Source organism: Yersinia frederiksenii ATCC 33641, assembly GCF_000754805.1.
Taxonomy (GTDB): Bacteria; Pseudomonadota; Gammaproteobacteria; order Enterobacterales; family Enterobacteriaceae; genus Yersinia; species Yersinia frederiksenii.
The window spans coordinates 1,990,569-2,008,705 of the sequence record NZ_KN150731.1 but is presented as its reverse complement, the minus strand read 5'-3'; the positions used below and the strand labels follow the sequence as shown (position 1 = coordinate 2,008,705).

The following is an 18,137-nucleotide window of genomic DNA, read 5'->3' as shown; positions in this document are numbered from 1 at the left end:
GGAAATATTTTGCTCAGTAAAAAGGGCGCCGTAGCGCCCCGATAGATTTACCGTTAACCACAGTTTCTTATTTTACCGGGCGCATAGCCGGGAACAAGATAACATCGCGGATGGTGTGGCTGTTGGTAAACAACATCACCATACGGTCAATACCAATGCCTAGACCGGCTGTTGGCGGCAGACCATGTTCCAGTGCAGTCACATAGTCTTCATCATAGAACATCGCTTCGTCATCACCGGCTTCTTTGGCGCTCACTTGGTCAGCAAAACGTTGTGCCTGGTCTTCAGCATCATTTAGCTCGGAGAAGCCGTTACCAATCTCACGGCCACCGATGAAGAACTCAAAGCGGTCAGTGATAAACGGATTATCATCATTACGGCGAGCCAGTGGAGAGACTTCTGCTGGGTATTCAGTGATAAAGGTTGGCTGAATCAGGTGGCTCTCTGCGGTCTCTTCAAAGATCTCACATTGAACACGGCCCAAGCCCCAGCTCTTCTCGACCTTAATACCCAATGACTCCGCAATAGCCAGAGCTTTATCCATATCGTCTAAATCAGCCACATTGGTTTCAGGACGATATTTGCAAATAGCTTCTTTCATAGTCAATTTGGCAAAAGGCTTACCAAAATCGAATGTCTGCTCGCCATACTGCACCACACAGCTACCCAACACGGTTTCTGTCAGTGTACGGAACAGCTCTTCGGTCAGCACGATCAAATCTTTGTAATCCGCATAAGCCATATAGAGTTCCATCATAGTGAACTCTGGGTTATGGCGCGGTGAAACACCTTCATTACGGAAGTTACGGTTGATTTCGAACACACGTTCGAAACCGCCGACAACCAGGCGTTTCAGATACAGTTCTGGCGCGATACGCAGATACATATCAATATCCAGCGCATTGTGATGAGTCACAAACGGACGTGCAGAAGCCCCGCCGGGGATCACTTGCATCATTGGTGTTTCGACTTCCATGAAGCCTTTTTCCACCATGAAGCGACGGATACCTGACATCACTTGTGAGCGAACTTTAAATGTATGGCGAGATTCGTCGTTAGCGATCAGATCCAGATAACGTTGGCGATAGCGCGTTTCCTGATCAGCCAGACCGTGGAATTTATCCGGCAGTGGGCGTAATGCTTTGGTCAACAAACGCAGCTCGCTACAGTGGATAGATAGCTCACCCGTTTTGGTCTTAAACAACTTACCACGCGCACCCAGGATATCGCCCAGATCCCACTTTTTGAATTCTTCGTTATAAACGCCTTCCGGCAGATCATCACGGGAAACGTACAACTGAATCTTGCCGCCGACATCTTGCAGTGTCACGAATGAGGCTTTACCCATGATACGACGGGTCATCATACGGCCAGCCACAGTCACTTCGATATTCAGCGCTTCTAATTCTTCATTCTCTTTGCTGTCGTACTCAGCATGCAACTGGTCAGAAAGGTGCTCACGACGGAAATCATTAGGGAAAGCTATCCCCTTCTCCCGCAATGCAGCCAGTTTCTCCCGACGAGCTTGTAACTCACTATTGAGCTCTTGCGCTTGCTCAGCGACTTGTGGTTTTTGCTCTGACATCTCAGTTCCTCATAGCCCGGCTTTCAAACTTGCTTCAATGAATTTGTCCAGATCACCATCCAGTACCGCTTGCGTATTGCGCGTTTCCACACCAGTACGCAAATCTTTGATACGGGAGTCATCCAGAACATAAGAACGGATCTGGCTACCCCAACCGATGTCTGACTTGTTGTCTTCCAGAACTTGTTTGTCAGCATTTTTCTTTTGCATCTCAAACTCATACAGCTTCGCTTTCAGCTGCTTCATCGCTTGATCTTTGTTTTTATGCTGTGAACGGTCATTCTGGCACTGAGTCACAATATTGGTTGGAATATGGGTGATACGTACCGCAGATTCCGTTTTGTTTACGTGCTGACCGCCCGCACCTGATGCGCGATATACGTCAATACGTAGATCCGCCGGGTTGATTTCGATATCAATGTCGTCATCAACTTCGGGGTAGACAAAGGCAGAACTAAACGAGGTATGGCGACGACCACCGGAGTCAAACGGGCTTTTACGTACCAGGCGATGTACGCCAGTTTCAGTACGTAACCAACCAAACGCATAATCGCCAATAATCTTAATGGTGGCAGACTTAAGGCCAGCAACATCACCATCAGACTCTTCAATGATTTCGGTTTTGAAACCTTTGGCTTCAGCCCAGCGCAGGTACATACGCAGCAACATGCTGGCCCAGTCCTGAGCTTCTGTCCCACCAGAACCGGCTTGCAGGTCCAGGTAGCAGTTAGCGCTGTCGTATTCACCCGAGAACATGCGGCGGAATTCAAGCTGGCCCAGCTTGCCATCAAGGATATCTAACTCAGCAACAGCCTCGTTAAAAGTCTCTTCATCGTCTGCTTCAATGGCTAATTCCAGCAAGCCAGAAACGTCTTCCATACCTTGATCAAGTTGATCAATAGTAGTGACAATTTCTTCCAGCGCGGAACGCTCTTTACCCAGCGCTTGGGCGCGCTCAGGTTCATTCCAGACGTCGGGCTGTTCCAGCTCGGCGTTTACTTCTTCCAGTCGCTCTTTCTTGGCATCATAGTCAAAGATACCCCCTGAGAACATCTGTCCGATCAGACAGGTCCTGAATTCGGTTTTTTACCGGGTTTATTTCAAACATGGTTTAAAGTCTTACGTTGAGTCGTAGATGACGGAATGTCATTAGAACCGATAATTCTAACGGATCTCAACGACGGTTTATAGCACGTTGACTATATTTGTAGCGCCTTATTCTGCTTACTTGACGCTACAACTATGTTAGCTGCTCTCATTCACCCGAATTATTAGCTAATAAGGCCACAAGTGCTGAATTAATAACTGAACACTACGATTACCGCGATACTCATTAATATCGAGTTTATAAGCTAGCTTAACCTCACGTACACTGCTGTCTGGCCATAAAGTGGTATCAATATTAAACGCAATGCCATCCAGCAGAGGACCGCCGTTCATTGGCTCGACCATCAGCTTCAGGTGGCGTTCCCCCACCAGTCGTTGCTGCAAAATGCGGAATTTACCATCAAATGTCGGTTCTGGGAAAGATTGCCCCCACGGGCCGCCATCGCGCAGTAGCTCTGCTGTTTCCAGCGATAACTCATTACCTTTCAGCTCGCCATCTGACCAGATAACACCTTCTAGCTGCGAGGCATCCATCCATTCACCAACTAAATCTGCAAAACGCTGGCGAAACTCATCGAACTTATCCTGCTCAAGCGATAACCCTGCGGCCATGGCATGACCGCCAAATTTCAGCATCAACCCTGGGTTTAAGGTATCAAGGCGCTCAAGAGCATCGCGCATATGTAAACCCGCGACACTACGCCCCGAGCCTTTCAGTAAACCGTCGCCCGCAGGTGCAAAAGCAATGACCGGTCGATGAAAACGTTCCTTAATACGCGAGGCTAAAATCCCCACGACGCCTTGATGCCATTCCGGATGATACATAGCAATACCATAGGGTAACTCAGTGCAGGTACGTTCCAGTTGGTCACACAGTTGCAAGGCTTCAACCTGCATTCCCTGCTCTATCTCACGGCGCGTCTGGTTTAGCGCATCAAGATCGATTGCCAGCGCTCTCGCCTGAGCAATATCATCACTGAGCAACAGTGCGACGCCAATGGACATATCGTCCAGGCGCCCAGCAGCATTGAGCCGAGGGCCGAGAGAGAAACCGAGGTCACTCGCTGTCAATTGGCGCGCATCACGGTTGGCAACTTCCAGTAATGCACGAATGCCAGGGCGGCATTTCCCTGCACGGATTCGACTGAGACCTTGATGCACCAAAATCCGGTTATTTGCATCCAGCGGCACGACATCCGCCACAGTACCCAGCGCCACTAAATCCAGTAACTCAGCCAAATTGGGCACAGCCAAAGTACGCAGCTCAAACCAACCGCAATCCCTAAGACGGGCGCGTAATGCCAGCATTAGATAAAAAGTGACCCCCACTCCGGCCAGTGATTTAGAGAGAAAATCACATCCAACCAAATTCGGGTTAATAATGGCTTCTGCCACTGGCAAGGTTTCACCCGGCAAATGGTGGTCGGTAACCAATACTTGGATACCCTTGGCATGCGCCAAATCTACTCCCGCATGGGAAGATATACCGTTATCGACAGTCACGATCAGCTCCGCGCCGCGCGCCGCAACTTGCTCAACAACTTCAGGGCTAAGCCCATAACCATCTTCAAAGCGATTTGGCACCAGATAATCAATATTACTGCCGCCCATGCTACGCAAGGCAAGGACTGCCAGAGCGGTGCTGGTTGCGCCATCCGCATCAAAGTCACCGACAATCACGATACGCCGCCGGTCGGCCAATGCTTGTTGCAACAACGTGACCCCGGCATCAATGCCATCGAGTTGCTGCCAGGCCAATAAACCTTTTACCCCGCGCTCCAATTCCTCGGCATTTTTCACCCCTCGGCTGGCATAAAGACGGCGCAATAATGGGTGTAACTGTGCAGGCAAATGGCTATCGTCCGCCGGATCACGACGGCGGAGTTGAGTTTTCAATGTCACGGAAGATTAACCCGCCGCTTTTACTGAGGCCTGATGCTTATTTAGCATCTGTAGCATTTCTTCCGGCTTCAAATACCCAGGAACGATAGTGCCATCTTGCAGCACAATAGCTGGCGTTCCTTGAATACCAAACTGTACACCTAGTTGATAATGCTTACTGATATCCGTTTTACAGGTTGCCGGAGAGATATCGACACCTTTCATCGCATCGTCGAAGGCTTTGTTGCGGTCAGCCATACACCAGATAGAGCGCATGTCTTTTTCTGCCTGAGAACTTAAACCCTGACGCGGGAATGCCAAATAGCGCACGGTAATACCCAGCGCGTTATAATCTTTCATTTGTTCGTGCAATTTATGGCAATAACCACAAGTGATATCGGTAAACACGGTAACAACGTGTTTTTCCTGCGGCGCTTTATACACGATCATTTCGCCACTTAATGCTTCCAATTTTTTCACCAACATCTGGTTGGTCACATTTACAGGCTGGCTGCCACTGACGTCATATAGCGGCCCTTGCAACAGATGTTTACCGTCCTCTGAGATATAAAGCACGCCACTTTCTGTCATCACCGTGCTCAACCCAGGGATTGGTGATGGTTGGATATCAGCTTGCTGAATATCTAATTTTTTCAATGTTTGTTGGATTGCGGCATCTTGAGCATGAGCCAGCCCAGCGAATGCAGCGATTAATATCGGCAGCAGCAATAAACTTTTTTTCATTTATAAATCCTATATCTTTCCGTATCGCAATTATGCACGCGGATGATGCTGTTGATGTAGCTGCTTCAAACGTTCAGTCGCTACATGGGTATAAATCTGGGTTGTCGACAGGTCACTGTGGCCCAGTAACATTTGCACCACACGTAGGTCCGCACCGTGGTTCAACAGATGCGTGGCGAAAGCATGCCGTAATACGTGGGGCGAAAGCCGTTCACTATCAATACCGGCAAGGATCGCATAGTGTTTGATTCGATGCCAGAAAGTCTGTCGAGTCATTTGTTGGCTGCGATTACTGGGAAACAGTACATCCAATGACTGACCGTTGATAAGCCATGGACGCCCGTGCTCCATATAATTCTCAATCCAGTACACGGCCTCTTCCCCCAAGGGTACCAACCGTTCCTTATTTCCTTTACCAATAACCCGTACCACTCCTTGGCGTAAACTGACATCACTGATGGTCAACCCAACCAACTCCGACACCCGCAAACCAGTGGCATAGAGCACTTCCAACATAGCTTTATCACGCAACTCCAGCGGGATATCAACATTGGGCGAATTGAGCAACGCGTCAACCTGTGCCTCACTTAAATCTTTGGGCAGTCGTTGTGGTAATTTGGGCGATGAAAGTAGCGCCGTTGGGTCATCTTCACGTAATTTTTCGCGGTATAAATATTGAAATAACCGCCGCATAGCACTGAGTAAGCGAGCTGAACTGGTGGCTTTATAACCGCCCTCAATGCGCTCGGCAAGAAAGGACTGCAAGTCCTGCGAACCGGCGCGCAATAAATCGCTGCCGTGGTGTTCTAACCATCCACTCAGCGCATGTAAATCCAAGCGATATGAGGCCAGTGTATTCTCCGCCAGATTACGTTCCAGCCACAGGGCATCAAGAAACTGTTCAATCAGCGGGTTATTTTGCTGTTGCATGACTGTTTCTCTCTTTGATTGAACTCAGCGGCCATTATGCCTGATGACGAAACAAATCTGGTACACTCGATGCTATTCCTTATTAGTAATGCTATGGCTATACATCATGAAGATTGGTCTCTTTTACGGCTCCAGCACCTGTTATACCGAAATGGTGGCAGAAAAAATCCGCGATATTCTCGGCGAAGATTTGGTTGATTTACATAATGTGAAAGATGCCAGCCCCCGCCTGATGGAAGAGTACTCCATTCTGATTCTGGGCATTCCTACCTGGGATTTCGGTGAGTTACAGGAAGATTGGGAAGCTATCTGGCCACAACTGACACAGCTTAATCTCAAGGGAAAGATTGTTGCCATGTATGGTATGGGTGATCAATTCGGTTATAGCGAATGGTTCCTTGATGCGCTAGGCATGTTGCATGACCATATTGCACCATTAGGGGTCAAATTTATTGGTTTTTGGCCTATCGACGGGTTTGAGTTTACCAGCCCGAAGCCGCTCAGTGCTGATGGCAAACACTTTGTTGGTCTGGCATTGGATGAGGTCAATCAATATGACTTAAGTGAAGAGCGCATTGAACAGTGGTGTGAGCAAATTCTGCTTGAGATGGATGCTCTGCTTTAGTCAAATAAACGGGCAACTGCTGTGCCCGTTTTTATTAATGCTATATTAGGTCTACTTCCATAAGCGGAATGAATCTTGTGAGCCGCCCCCGGCCGGTACCACGTCGATCGCCATCTCTTCGGCCTTAGGTTCAATCTCGGTTGATTCCGTGTTTTTCTGGGCAGTAAAACGCTGTGGATGTGCCACCTGATACCAATCCAACTGTCTTGTCAGTAACATGACTGCAGCCAGAATAATAAACAATAAACTAGCCCCTAATAACAGTGCATTGTCCTCTGATTGCAGCAGACCAAACAAAACGCCGTACAGCAATAACAAGCCACCAGCAAATAACGCCCCGCGTAGCCATCCCCCCAGTACCGCACTCAGATAAATAGCAATCAACAGACTGCAACTCAGGCTGGCAATAATATACGCTAGGGTGAAACCAAGATGCTCCGAGAATGCCAGTAACATCAGATAGAACAACACCAGTGCCGCACCGACTAACAGATACTGGATCGGATGCACGCGCAGTGACGTCAGGCTCTCGAACAAGAAGAAGCTAAAGAATGTCAGACCGATAAACAAAATAGCGTATTTAATCGCCCGCTCGGTTAGTTGGTAGTGATCGACCGGTTCAATCAAGCTGGTGGTGAAAGCCGGTAGATCGTCAAAATTAAAACGCGCATTGTCACTGGCAAATTGAATGTTCATGTTGTTAGCCAGCCAGTTGCTGCTCCAATGCGCGCGGAAACCATTTTCATCAACTTTGCGCTGCATGGGTAAAAACTCACCGACAAAATTAGGATGCGGCCAGTTGCTTTGTAAGGTCAGTTCGCTGCTACGCCCTACCGGGATGACGGATAGGCTATTGGTGCCCGTCAATGTGAGTTTAAAATCGGTATCGAATTTGCCCTGCTGAATCTGCGCTAATGTTAGCGGTACATGTACTCCCTGCCCTGAGCGCCCCAAGAAAGCCCCTGGTTCGAAATTAATTTTTGAGTTCCCCAGACTTAAAGGAGAGATCTGCTGGATCCCCCGTGAGTCACTCAGTGCCAGCACCAGTGATGGTGTGCCGATAATAATGCCCTCACGATCTAAATCATCGAGCGAAAAAGGCTCAAATTGCGCGTGGAAATAGAGCTCCCCTTGATATACCTGAGCTTTATAAATGCCCAATTGGCGAACTTCAACATTAGGTGAACCAGTTATCGTCATGACTTCAGGCAGTAAGTAGCGGTGGCGGCTGACCCGCTGTCCCTGTTTCTTGCCATCAACTTCAGTTTCAACCCATTCGCTGTATGGCACCACAATCAGCGGGCCAAGGATCTTTTGTGCCCGGCTGGTACTGTCGCTCACTTTGTCGATCACACTCTCCCGGTAACCACTGCGTTCATTAATAACATTCAACAACATTTCTTTTGGAATCATCATCAACAGAATTAACCCCAGCAGTGTGGCGATTTTCCAAAACAGTACGGATTTGAACATGATTTTCACTCCTTTTAAGGTCAGGAGAGCAGCTTAAGGGGGTGAAGTGAAAGGAGAATGAGGTTATGTGAAGTGAAAGTGAAGTCGGTGAATTAGATGATATCTAACGGCAGAGTCAAACATGCACGAACCCCGTGCGGCTGGCGATTTTCAAGGGAAATATTCCCTTGGTGAATAGCCGCCACCTCACGCACAAAATTTAGCCCCAAACCGGTACTTTTTGGGCTATTGGTCCGAGGTAGTGAATAAAAACGGTCAAAAATCTTCTCTTGCGCATAATCGGGAATGCCGCTGCCATTGTCTTCAACCGTTATCCGATACTGATCAGCTTGCCGCTGACCAGTCACTGTCACCTCACCATCAGCAGCAGTGAAGTCCAGTGCATTATCAATCAGATTGGTCAATGCCTGGCTCAGCAATAATCCATCCCCCGTTAATATTGCGCTATCGGCACAAATTAGCTGCAAGTTAATGCCCCTACTGGTGGCTTGGGCCTCTTTGGCGCTAATTGCTTGCTTCACAATGCTGCTTATCTCTAAGGGAGAAAGCTGCAAATCAACCCGGCTCTCTAGCCGAGCCTGTATCAGCATTTTATCCACCAATTGTTTGATGCGCGCACTTTGCTGTTCAATATTAAGTAAAAAACGCTGGGCTGTAGCCGGTGGTGGGGATTCGCGTAATAACTCCGCCGCGCCGGTGATCGCCGCCAACGGGCTTTTTAATTCATGGGTCAGGGTGTGAACATATTGCTCAATGTAGGCTTTTCCGTCTAATTTAAGACGCATGCTTTCCAATGCTCGGGCCAAATCATTCAGTTCGCTGCTCCCCATGGCGGGTAATGCCACAACTTGCCCCTCAGAAACTCGCTCGGCATAATCGACCAGCTTGCCGATAGCCCGGTTAATCCACCACACAAATCCTAAACCGATCAGCAGGGCAATCCCCAATAACACCCCGCCCGCCAACAAGATTTTACGCTCACTGCGTTTTATTACTGGTGCCATGGAAATATTGGGTTTGCCCACACTGAGCACACCAATAATTTTATTCTCTGCGATAACCGGGGCCGCCACATACATAACAGAGCTTTGCTCATCATTGGGATCCGTGCGGCTACTACGAGCACCATATTCCCCGCGCAATGTCAGCCACACATCATTCCAGCGTGAATAGTCCTGCCCCACAGCTTTACCCGATGAATCAAAGATTACCCGCCCATCAGCATCGGTTAGATAAACACGATATTCATTACGATCCTTGCGGATGCCCTCAATACTCGCACCAATGGGGCGTAGATTTAGTGATGCAAAGGCTTGAGCCAACTGCCCCCCCGCGACCTTATCCTGCAACATATCTTGACGAGCAAACTGGGCCAGCAAAGTGGCAGTATCAACCAGTGTACCTTCAGTGGCTCGCCGCACGCCGGGCTTTACCTCTTGCACGAAAATACGAATGACAAAGTAACCCGCGATGGCAACTATCAGAAAGTAACCCAGCAATAAGCGCACACCTATCTTCATCAGTCGTTGCTCATATTCGATATGTTAGGCTATAGCCCAGCCCGCGGTGCGTGCGGATAGGTGATTCTTCATCGCAAGCCGTGCGCAGCTTTGAGCGTAGGGTTTTAATGTGGGTATCAACAGTACGGTCTTGGCTCTCTTCTGCCTGCGCCCAAACAATATCCATCAATTGCTGGCGCGAGAATACACGCTCTGGGGCCAGTAATAAGGTCTTCAGCAGCAAATACTCATAACGGGTTAGCCATAAAACCTGCTGATGATAAGTGACTCGCGCCCCCGCCTCATCCAGAGTGAAATGACCAAATTGATGCAAAGCAGTGGATGTCACTACTGTTTGTGATTTCTGTAAGCGCCGTAATACTGTGCGCACTCTGGCACTCACTTCACGTGGAGAGAAAGGCTTCGCAATATAGTCGTCAGCACCAATTTCCAGACCGATGATTCGGTCCAGCTCTTCGCTGCGGGCTGTCAAAAAGACCACCGGCAGCTCTGGAACCTGTGCCAACAAGCGGCGGCACAGATCAAAACCATTGATGTCTGGCAAGCCAACATCCACTATCGCCAAAGCTGGCGGGCCATTGGCCAGCGCGGCAAGAGCAGGTTCCCCCCGGTCAAACCACCGGAGGGTAAAACCTTCACTTTCTAAGGTATAAATCAGCGTGTCGGCAATGCTCGGCTCATCTTCCACTAACCAGATTAAGGGCTTCATTAATGAATCCCCTCATCAGAGCCAAAGGCATGACGCAGCAGTACGCACAGTTGCCGCCACTCCTCTTCCGACATGCTATCAGCCGCCAGCCATAAACGGTTGCGGGCCGAGCGACTCCCAGTCTGTTGCAGACTTAATAACACGCCATAACGGGTAATCCATGGCTGTTTAATGATAATCCATTCATGTCTTTTCCATAGCACTACATTGCCGGGTTTCAGCCGAATCTCGCCCTGACAGGACCGAATATTTTTCTGGCTGCGGATACACTCAAAAACCACTAACGTCAGTAATACCAACCAAAGTGCGGTATAGCCCTGAGGCCAAGGTGCGACTAATGTCAGTATGACTAAGACGCCATGAGCCAATAAAGAGAAGAGTTGAGTGTGCCAGGATACCCGCAGGTCACATCGCCACTGGGCCACGGGCTTTATTTCGTGCTTGAATCAATTTGACCATTTGACGCAGTTCGCTATCCTGCGGCTCCCCGTGATTCATCAACCAATTAAATAAGTCTGGATCATCACACTCAAGTAGACGAATAAAGACCTGCTTCTCATTGTCACTTAAACCATCATATTCATATTCGAAAAACGGCATGATAGAGATATCCAATTCCCGCATACCCCGACGGCACGCCCAGTGAATACGGGCTTTATTATCGATTTCCATGTCCTGATTGACTCCTCAATGAAGGATATTGTCCGAATCTGGCAGTCGCCCAATTCAGTGTATAAGACTATTGTACCTCAGATAATGGTTAATTCAGATATGGGGATAATAATGGTAAATCGATCGAATAACTGCTTGCAAAGCTACCCGGCTATTTTACCATTGGGACATCAGTCACAGCACCTTCTTGATATGCAGGTAAACCATGGCCAATAACACTCCATTTGCTGCACGACCACTGCTCGCCTCTTCCGAGCTGCCATTAACCTTGATGTCTCTGGATGACTGGGCTTTGGTGACGTTAACCGGCGCTGACCGAGTCAAATATCTGCAAGGGCAAGTCACGGCAGATATTGATGCCCTGCCCACTGATCAACATGTGCTTTGCGCCCATTGTGATGCCAAAGGCAAGATGTGGAGCAACCTAAGGCTATTTTATCGTGGTGAAGGTTTGGCATTTATCGAGCGTCGTAGTGTGCTCGATAACCAATTAAGCGAATTAAAGAAATATGCGGTGTTCTCTAAGGTAGTGATTTCCGCGCAACCTGATGCAGTTTTGCTGGGTGTTGCTGGCGATCAGGCCCAAGCCGCATTGACGCCAATCTTCGCTGAATTGCCCAATGCCGAACATCCGGTTATACAGCAAGGTAATAGCACGCTGCTGCATTTTTCGCTGCCTACCGAGCGTTTTCTCATAGTGACAGACTCTGAGCAAGCACAACAAATAGTGGAAAAACTGGCTGACAGCGCACAGCTGAACAACAGCAAACAGTGGCTGGCACTAGATATCGAAGCCGGTTTCCCCATTATTGATGCCGATAGCAGTGCGCAATTTATTCCGCAAGCAACAAACATTCAGGCATTGAATGGCATCAGCTTCAGCAAGGGCTGTTACACCGGGCAGGAAATGGTTGCCAGAGCAAAATACCGTGGTGCCAACAAGCGTGCACTCTATTGGTTGGCCGGTAACGCCAACCGTGTCCCCGCAGCTGGCGAAGATTTAGAGTGGCAATTAGGTGAGAACTGGCGCCGAACTGGCACTGTACTGGCTGCTATTCAGCTCAGTAATGGCACCGTGTGGGTTCAAGCGATATTAAATAACGATCTGGCGTCTGACAGTGTATTGCGGGTGCGCGATGATGTAGAAAGTGTGCTCAGTATTCAGCCATTGCCTTACTCACTGGATTAAGACGTTTGGCTCTCAGCGAGGCCGGTTATCTGGCCTCCGAATACCGACGGCCCCTGCGACTTCAAGCACCAAAGTATACCCAAAGTTATTGCAGTTGCAGGTAGGCTGCCAGCGAACTTATCCCGATGAGCTTACTCAAGTCAGTGATTCGGGTAAGCGAGTGCAGCTAACCCCTTGTAGCTTCAAGGACGAAGGGTATTTTAGACATACAGGTAAATCGCCATAAAATGGCAAACACTACCGCCAAGGACAAACCCATGCCAAATCGCATGACCAAAGCGAATACGTTTAGAAGCATAGAAAATTACCCCCAGCGTATAGAGCAATCCTCCTATCGCCAGTAGAGCCAACCCGCCAATTTCAAGTTTGACTGCCAACTGATAAATCACAATTAGGGACAACCAGCCCATTGTCAGGTAAGTCACCAACGAGAGCACTTCAAAGCGGTGAGCGAAAGCCAGTTTAAATATCACCCCAACCAGTGCCAGCCCCCAGATGACTGTCATCAAACCTCGCGCCAAAGGGGAATCTAGCCCCACCAAAAGAAAGGGCGTGTAAGTGCCAGCGATCAGAATATAAATGGCACAATGGTCAAACTTTTGTAGCCACAGTTTCGCCTTAGGGTGTGGAACCGCGTGATACAAGGTTGATGCCAGAAACAGCAAAATAATACTGCCGCCATACAGGCTATAGCTGGTCAACGCCTTGGTATCGGCCCCACTGTCTACCGCCTGAACCAAGAGCAGAACCAAGCCAATAATACCAAAAACCACCCCAATACCGTGGCTGATGCTATTAGCTATTTCCTCAGCCCATGGATAAGCCGGCGTGGTGGCAACTGCGGAGGTAACCGGAGCCGTCGGTGTTGCTAATTTATTCTTCAATACTAATTATCCTGAATATGAATAGTTATCTCATCCGCTGAGCACAATGATTGCACAAAAATGCCGCACTCAGGTTAACTGAGAATGATTCCAGTGTACACGTGTAAGCTTAAATATTCTGTCAGTACATGTAACTCGTTATATATTGAGCTCAGTGATTTAGGTAAGTCCGTACAGCGAACACTGCTGCTGCATCAATAACAACAAAGAATAATAGGATTAACTATGTCGTCAAAAGTTCTGGATTTTGGCTCACTAACAGAGACTATCCAGTTTCTGATGGAAATCGATAAGCTGAAAGATATACAACGGCGAACCAAAGTGATTGCCAGCCTGCGTCAGGAAAACTCGGCTGAACACAGTTGGCATTTTGCGGTGGCCGCCATGAGTCTTGCGCCCTATGCTGGCCCGGACGTCGATATCAATCGCGTGATAAAAATGGCCCTGCTGCACGATATTGTCGAAATCGATACCGGTGATGTCATTGTTTACGATTTGGCGGCCAGAGCGGCGATTCATGAACAAGAAGTGGCTGCGGCCAAACGCTTATTTGGCCTGTTGCCCCCAAGCTTAGGTAAACAATTTATTCAGCTGTGGGATGAGTATGAAGCCGAAGAAACCGCCGATGCCCGCTTTGCGACAGTGCTGGATCGCATTTTACCCATGCTGATTAACCTGCATACCGAGGGGCAAAGTTGGATAGAAAATGGTATTCGGTTGCAACAAGTGATTGATAGAAACCAATTGGTGGCAGAATGCTACCCCGAGATTTGGCAGCATTTATTGCCACAGTTGCAGGCGGCACAGCAAAAAGGCTGGCTAAAGTAGCAAAATATTGCCGTTGTTTATTTCCCACCCGCCAAGTCCAGCACACTGCCGGTGACATAAGAAGCATTGTCGGATAGCAACCAGACAATAGCTTCTGCCACTTCTTGCGGATAGCCTCCACGTTTCATTGGCAGTGAACTTTTTACGCGATCAACTCGCCCTGGCTCACCGCCACTGGCATGTATATCGGTATAAATCAAACCCGGCCGCACGCCATTCACTCTGATACCTTGATCCGCCACTTCCAGCGACAAACCCGTGGTCAAGGTATCAATCGCGCCTTTAGAGGCGGCATAGTCCAAATATTCGCCAGGAGCCCCCAAACGGGCCGCAGCAGAAGAGACATTAACAATCACGCCACCATTGCCACCGTGACGCAATGCCATACGTTTGACCGCCTCGCGGCTGCATAAAAAATAGCCCGTTACGTTAGTGGCTAACACCCGATTTATGCGCTCAGCCGTGAGCCCTTCAATAGTCGATTGTGTGAATAGAATCCCTGCATTATTGACCAGCGCCGTGATTGGCCCTAGTTGTGCTTCAAGCTTTTCAAATAGCGCGATAACCTGAGCCTCATCGGCGATATCCGCTTGTAAGGCCACTGCCAACCCTCACGCAGCGGCGATTTCGGCTACTACCTGCCGGGCAGCCTGCTCATCATTAATATAATTGACTGCCACTCGATAACCGTGTTTTGCCAACAGTAATGCTGTGGCGCGCCCAATCCCTCGGCTGCCCCCTGTCACTAGTGCGACTTTTTTATGCATATCCTTGCTCCTAATTCAGCCGTGAGTCTGTTTTCAAATTTGAAGAGTAAGAGTAGCCATTGATAACGGGAATACCAATAAAACAAAAGGGCCGCTTGTGCGGCCCTCTATTATTTACAACACATGGTATGCGCTATATATATCAACGGCGCGTATTATTCATAATCACTAATAGGGACACATGAGCAGAACAAATTACGGTCGCCGTACACATCATCCAGACGTTTCACGCTTGGCCAATATTTATTCTCCATCACTCCCGCTATCGGGAATACGGCCAATTCGCGGCTGTAAGGATGCTGCCACTCACCCACCAGCTCAGCCTGAGTATGAGGTGCATTGACTAGCGGGTTATCTTCCAACGGCCATTCACCTCGTGCCACTTTCTCGATTTCAGCGCGAATAGCCAGCATTGCGTCGATAAACCTGTCCAGCTCAGCTTTGCTTTCAGATTCAGTCGGCTCCACCATCAAGGTACCAGCAACCGGGAAGGACATGGTCGGTGCATGGAAACCGAAATCAATTAAGCGCTTGGCGATATCCATTTCGTTGATACCCGTCGCTTCTTTTAGTGGGCGAATATCCAGAATACATTCATGCGCCACCCGGCCATCATGACCGGTATACAGCACCGGATAGGCCCCTTTCAGGCGAGTAGCAATGTAGTTGGCATTCAAAATTGCCACCTGACTGGCCTGTTTTAGGCCATCAGCCCCCATCATACGGATATACATCCAGCTGATTGGCAAGATTGACGCACTGCCAAAAGGTGCCGCAGAAACCGCGCCTTGTTGGGTGGTCATGCCATCAATCTGCACCACACTATGACCCGGAACAAAAGGTGCCAAATGTGCTTTAACACCAATTGGCCCCATGCCTGGGCCGCCACCGCCGTGTGGGATACAGAAAGTTTTATGTAAGTTGAGGTGTGAAACATCCGCGCCGATATAACCCGGAGTGGTAATCCCCACCTGGGCATTCATGTTCGCGCCATCAAGGTAAACCTGACCGCCAAACTGATGAACGATCTGACAAACTTCACGGATAGTTTCTTCGTACACACCGTGAGTTGACGGGTAAGTCACCATAATACAAGACAGTTCGTCACCCGCTTCACCCGCTTTTTGGCGCAAATCGTGCAAGTCGATATTGCCTTGTTTATCACAAGCCACCACCACTACGGACATACCAGCCATCTGGGCAGACGCCGGGTTAGTGCCGTGGGCTGAGCTTGGAATTAAGCAAATATGGCGGTTCGCCTGATTGCGGCTTTCATGGTAACGGCGGATAGCCAGTAAACCGGCATACTCGCCTTGTGCACCTGAGTTTGGCTGCATACAGACGGCATCATAACCGGTCAGTTGCACCAACCACTGTGACAGTTGACCAATCATCTGCTGATAACCAGCTGCTTGCTCCGGCGGGCAGAATGGGTGCAATTCAGCAAATTCTGGCCAAGTGATTGGGATCATCTCAGCAGCAGCATTTAGCTTCATGGTGCAAGAGCCCAGCGGGATCATCGCCTGATTCAGTGCCAAATCTTTGCGCTCTAAACGATGCATATAACGCATCATTTCAGTTTCGCTGTGGTAACGATTAAATACCGGGTGAGTCAGAATAGGATCTTGGCGCAGCATCGTTGACTGAATGGATTGGCTATTTTGGCTCACTTTGGCATCGAGTTGGTCAATATCCAAACCATGGTTATCACCGGCTAATAGGGCAAACAAAGTCTGGATATCTTCACGAGAGGTGGTTTCATCCAGCGTGATCCCTACTGCGCCATGAATATCAGTGCGCAGGTTAATACCAAAGCTCAATGCACGAGCCAGTACCGCCGCTTTATCTTTAACATCGACAGTTAGAGTATCAAACCAGTGCTGGAAACGCAGGGTAAGACCGGCTTGTTGTAAGCCCGCGGCCAGGATATCCGTCATACGATGAATGCGGCCAGCAATCCGCTGCAAGCCCTGTGGGCCGTGATAAACAGCATACAGGCTGGCGATATTGGCTAGCAGCACCTGCGAAGTACAAATATTGGAGTTAGCTTTTTCGCGGCGAATATGTTGCTCACGGGTTTGCATCGCCATGCGCAGCGCAGTATTACCAGCAGCATCGCGAGACACACCGATAATCCGGCCCGGCATCGAACGTTTAAATTCGTCGCGACAAGCAAAGAAGGCGGCATGTGGGCCGCCGTAGCCCATGGGTACACCAAAACGTTGAGCAGAGCCAAATACCACGTCAGCGCCCTGTTTGCCCGGCGCAGTCAATAGCACCAAGGCCATGATATCGGCAGCAACGCTGGTAATGATTTTGCGTTTTTTCAGCTCAGACAGCAGTGCTGAATAGTCATGCAGTTCGCCCGTGGTGCCCACTTGTTGCAGCAGCACACCGAAAACGCCTTCCAGCTCCAGCACTTTTTCGGCGCTATCAACAATCACTTCAAAACCAAAGGTTTCCGCGCGGGTACGTACCACATCCAGAGTTTGTGGATGCACGTCATCGGCAACGAAGAAACGATTCGCATCTTTTAGCTTACTGGCGCGCTTAGCCAGCGCCATGGATTCTGCCGCAGCAGTGGCTTCATCCAGCAAAGAAGCAGATGCCAAATCTAGCCCCGTCAGATCTTGAGTCAATTGCTGGAAGTTCAGCAGAGCCTCAAGGCGACCTTGAGAAACTTCAGGCTGATATGGGGTATAAGCGGTGTACCAGCCAGGATTTTCCAGCATATTGCGCAGGATAACAGGTGGCGTCAGTACCGGGCTGTAGCCCATGCCAATATAAGATTTATAGCGCTGATTCTGGCTAGCAATGCCTTTAAGCTCCGCCAGTGCCTGATGCTCCGTGGCAGCGTCACCCACTGGCGGCGGGCTTGGCAACTGGATATCTTTAGGCACAATCTGCTGAATTAAAGTACTTAACGAGCTGGCACCAACGGCGGCCAACATCTGTTGCTGTTGTTCAGTTGAAGAGCCGATATGGCGCTGAATAAAAGCATCGTTATGTTCAAGCTGGCTGAGATTCTGAGTCATTTGCTACAAATTCCTGAATAGAGCATGGGACGGGAAGCTGGGCTTATTTCATAGGGCATAATTGTTGCAGACAATTTGGACTCGGACAGCGCACAAGAACCGGAGCCCACACCATGACCTTATAAATTATGAGTCGGTGAGGATTGCTCGCTCCGTTCAACCATGCGGGCCGCCTTGACAGGCGTTCA

The 18,137-nt window shown here is 49.2% G+C and carries 15 protein-coding genes and 1 pseudogene; 3 read left to right on the top strand and 13 right to left on the bottom strand.

The features are described from left to right. Window positions 1-67 precede the first annotated feature (67 nt). The 5 genes from lysS to xerD all read right to left on the bottom strand — a co-directional run bounded on the left by lysS (window position 68) and on the right by xerD (window position 6,247). Window positions 68-1,585, bottom strand: coding sequence for a lysine--tRNA ligase (lysS, locus tag DJ58_RS12855; protein WP_004706784.1), 1,518 nt, complete (start codon window positions 1,583-1,585; stop codon window positions 68-70). 9 nt (window positions 1,586-1,594) lie between these two features. Further along, window positions 1,595-2,693, bottom strand: a protein-coding gene (prfB, locus tag DJ58_RS12860; protein WP_098906695.1) for a peptide chain release factor 2 whose coding sequence is annotated in 2 segments (ribosomal slippage) — window positions 1,595-2,617 and window positions 2,619-2,693 — 1,098 coding nt in all. Because the reading frame shifts where the segments join, the coding sequence is not laid out codon by codon here. Window positions 2,694-2,860: 167 nt separating this feature from the next. Beyond that, window positions 2,861-4,594, bottom strand: a complete 1,734-nt coding sequence (gene recJ, locus DJ58_RS12865; protein WP_004706786.1) for a single-stranded-DNA-specific exonuclease RecJ — start codon at window positions 4,592-4,594, stop codon at window positions 2,861-2,863. A gap of 6 nt (window positions 4,595-4,600) precedes the next feature. Next, entirely contained in the window at window positions 4,601-5,317 is a 717-nt protein-coding gene (dsbC, locus tag DJ58_RS12870; protein WP_004706787.1) for a bifunctional protein-disulfide isomerase/oxidoreductase DsbC, read from the bottom strand. A gap of 30 nt (window positions 5,318-5,347) precedes the next feature. Beyond that, on the bottom strand, window positions 5,348-6,247 hold the full coding sequence (gene xerD / locus DJ58_RS12875; RefSeq protein ID WP_004706788.1) for a site-specific tyrosine recombinase XerD: 900 nt from the start codon (window positions 6,245-6,247) through the stop codon (window positions 5,348-5,350). 106 nt (window positions 6,248-6,353) lie between these two features. Between xerD and fldB the strand changes: the two genes are divergently transcribed. Beyond that, window positions 6,354-6,872 carry a flavodoxin FldB gene (fldB, locus tag DJ58_RS12880; protein WP_032910279.1) on the top strand — a complete coding sequence of 173 codons (519 nt, stop codon included), beginning with the start codon at window positions 6,354-6,356 and terminating at the stop codon, window positions 6,870-6,872. Window positions 6,873-6,923: 51 nt separating this feature from the next. Here fldB and creD read toward each other — a convergent pair whose 3' ends face one another. The 5 genes from creD to sdhE all read right to left on the bottom strand — a co-directional run bounded on the left by creD (window position 6,924) and on the right by sdhE (window position 11,246). Continuing rightward, window positions 6,924-8,345 carry a cell envelope integrity protein CreD gene (gene creD / locus DJ58_RS12885; RefSeq protein ID WP_032910280.1) on the bottom strand — a complete coding sequence of 474 codons (1,422 nt, stop codon included), beginning with the start codon at window positions 8,343-8,345 and terminating at the stop codon, window positions 6,924-6,926. A 92-nt stretch (window positions 8,346-8,437) separates the two neighbouring features. Then, the gene (gene creC, locus DJ58_RS12890; RefSeq protein WP_004706795.1) at window positions 8,438-9,865 is read right to left on the bottom strand and encodes a two-component system sensor histidine kinase CreC; all 1,428 of its coding nucleotides are present in this window, start codon (window positions 9,863-9,865) and stop codon (window positions 8,438-8,440) included. A 10-nt stretch (window positions 9,866-9,875) separates the two neighbouring features. Beyond that, on the bottom strand, window positions 9,876-10,574 hold the full coding sequence (creB, locus tag DJ58_RS12895; RefSeq protein ID WP_004706796.1) for a two-component system response regulator CreB: 699 nt from the start codon (window positions 10,572-10,574) through the stop codon (window positions 9,876-9,878). After that, window positions 10,574-10,999: a protein YgfX gene (locus DJ58_RS12900; RefSeq protein WP_032910283.1), complete on the bottom strand. Its 426-nt coding sequence runs from the start codon at window positions 10,997-10,999 to the stop codon at window positions 10,574-10,576. Before DJ58_RS12900 ends, creB begins: the two co-directional genes overlap by 1 nt. Then, on the bottom strand, window positions 10,980-11,246 hold the full coding sequence (sdhE, locus tag DJ58_RS12905; protein WP_004706797.1) for an FAD assembly factor SdhE: 267 nt from the start codon (window positions 11,244-11,246) through the stop codon (window positions 10,980-10,982). The genes DJ58_RS12900 and sdhE overlap by 20 nt, the downstream gene beginning before the upstream one ends. A 205-nt stretch (window positions 11,247-11,451) precedes the next feature. Here sdhE and ygfZ point away from each other — a divergent pair, with 205 nt between their 5' ends. Next, window positions 11,452-12,435, top strand: coding sequence for a tRNA-modifying protein YgfZ (gene ygfZ / locus DJ58_RS12910; protein WP_004706798.1), 984 nt, complete (start codon window positions 11,452-11,454; stop codon window positions 12,433-12,435). Window positions 12,436-12,635: 200 nt separating this feature from the next. Here the strand turns inward: ygfZ and trhA are convergent, their stop codons facing one another. Then, window positions 12,636-13,319, bottom strand: coding sequence for a PAQR family membrane homeostasis protein TrhA (trhA, locus tag DJ58_RS12915; RefSeq protein ID WP_004706799.1), 684 nt, complete (start codon window positions 13,317-13,319; stop codon window positions 12,636-12,638). A 225-nt stretch (window positions 13,320-13,544) separates the two neighbouring features. Between trhA and DJ58_RS12920 the strand changes: the two genes are divergently transcribed. Continuing rightward, window positions 13,545-14,147, top strand: coding sequence for an HD domain-containing protein (locus DJ58_RS12920; protein ID WP_004706800.1), 603 nt, complete (start codon window positions 13,545-13,547; stop codon window positions 14,145-14,147). Between the two features lie 17 nt (window positions 14,148-14,164). Here the strand turns inward: DJ58_RS12920 and DJ58_RS0121730 are convergent. Both DJ58_RS0121730 and gcvP read right to left on the bottom strand, forming a co-directional pair. After that, window positions 14,165-14,914 (bottom strand): annotated as a pseudogene (locus DJ58_RS0121730) (SDR family oxidoreductase). A 155-nt stretch (window positions 14,915-15,069) separates the two neighbouring features. Further along, window positions 15,070-17,949, bottom strand: a complete 2,880-nt coding sequence (gene gcvP, locus DJ58_RS12925) for an aminomethyl-transferring glycine dehydrogenase (RefSeq protein ID WP_004706803.1) — start codon at window positions 17,947-17,949, stop codon at window positions 15,070-15,072. Window positions 17,950-18,137: the final 188 nt, after the last annotated feature.

Bases quoted from the DNA above. Each gene is read 5' to 3' on its own strand.
- creD (WP_032910280.1), bottom strand. From the start codon at position 8,345: ATGTTCAAATCCGTACTGTTTTGGAAAATCGCCACACTGCTGGGGTTA.
- lysS (WP_004706784.1), bottom strand. From the start codon at position 1,585: ATGTCAGAGCAAAAACCACAAGTCGCTGAGCAAGCGCAAGAGCTCAAT.
- DJ58_RS12920 (WP_004706800.1), top strand. From the start codon at position 13,545: ATGTCGTCAAAAGTTCTGGATTTTGGCTCACTAACAGAGACTATCCAG.
- gcvP (WP_004706803.1), bottom strand. From the start codon at position 17,949: ATGACTCAGAATCTCAGCCAGCTTGAACATAACGATGCTTTTATTCAG.
- dsbC (WP_004706787.1), bottom strand. From the start codon at position 5,317: ATGAAAAAAAGTTTATTGCTGCTGCCGATATTAATCGCTGCATTCGCT.
- creB (WP_004706796.1), bottom strand. From the start codon at position 10,574: ATGAAGCCCTTAATCTGGTTAGTGGAAGATGAGCCGAGCATTGCCGAC.
- creC (WP_004706795.1), bottom strand. From the start codon at position 9,865: ATGAAGATAGGTGTGCGCTTATTGCTGGGTTACTTTCTGATAGTTGCC.
- xerD (WP_004706788.1), bottom strand. From the start codon at position 6,247: ATGCAACAGCAAAATAACCCGCTGATTGAACAGTTTCTTGATGCCCTG.
- ygfZ (WP_004706798.1), top strand. From the start codon at position 11,452: ATGGCCAATAACACTCCATTTGCTGCACGACCACTGCTCGCCTCTTCC.
- sdhE (WP_004706797.1), bottom strand. From the start codon at position 11,246: ATGGAAATCGATAATAAAGCCCGTATTCACTGGGCGTGCCGTCGGGGT.
- fldB (WP_032910279.1), top strand. From the start codon at position 6,354: ATGAAGATTGGTCTCTTTTACGGCTCCAGCACCTGTTATACCGAAATG.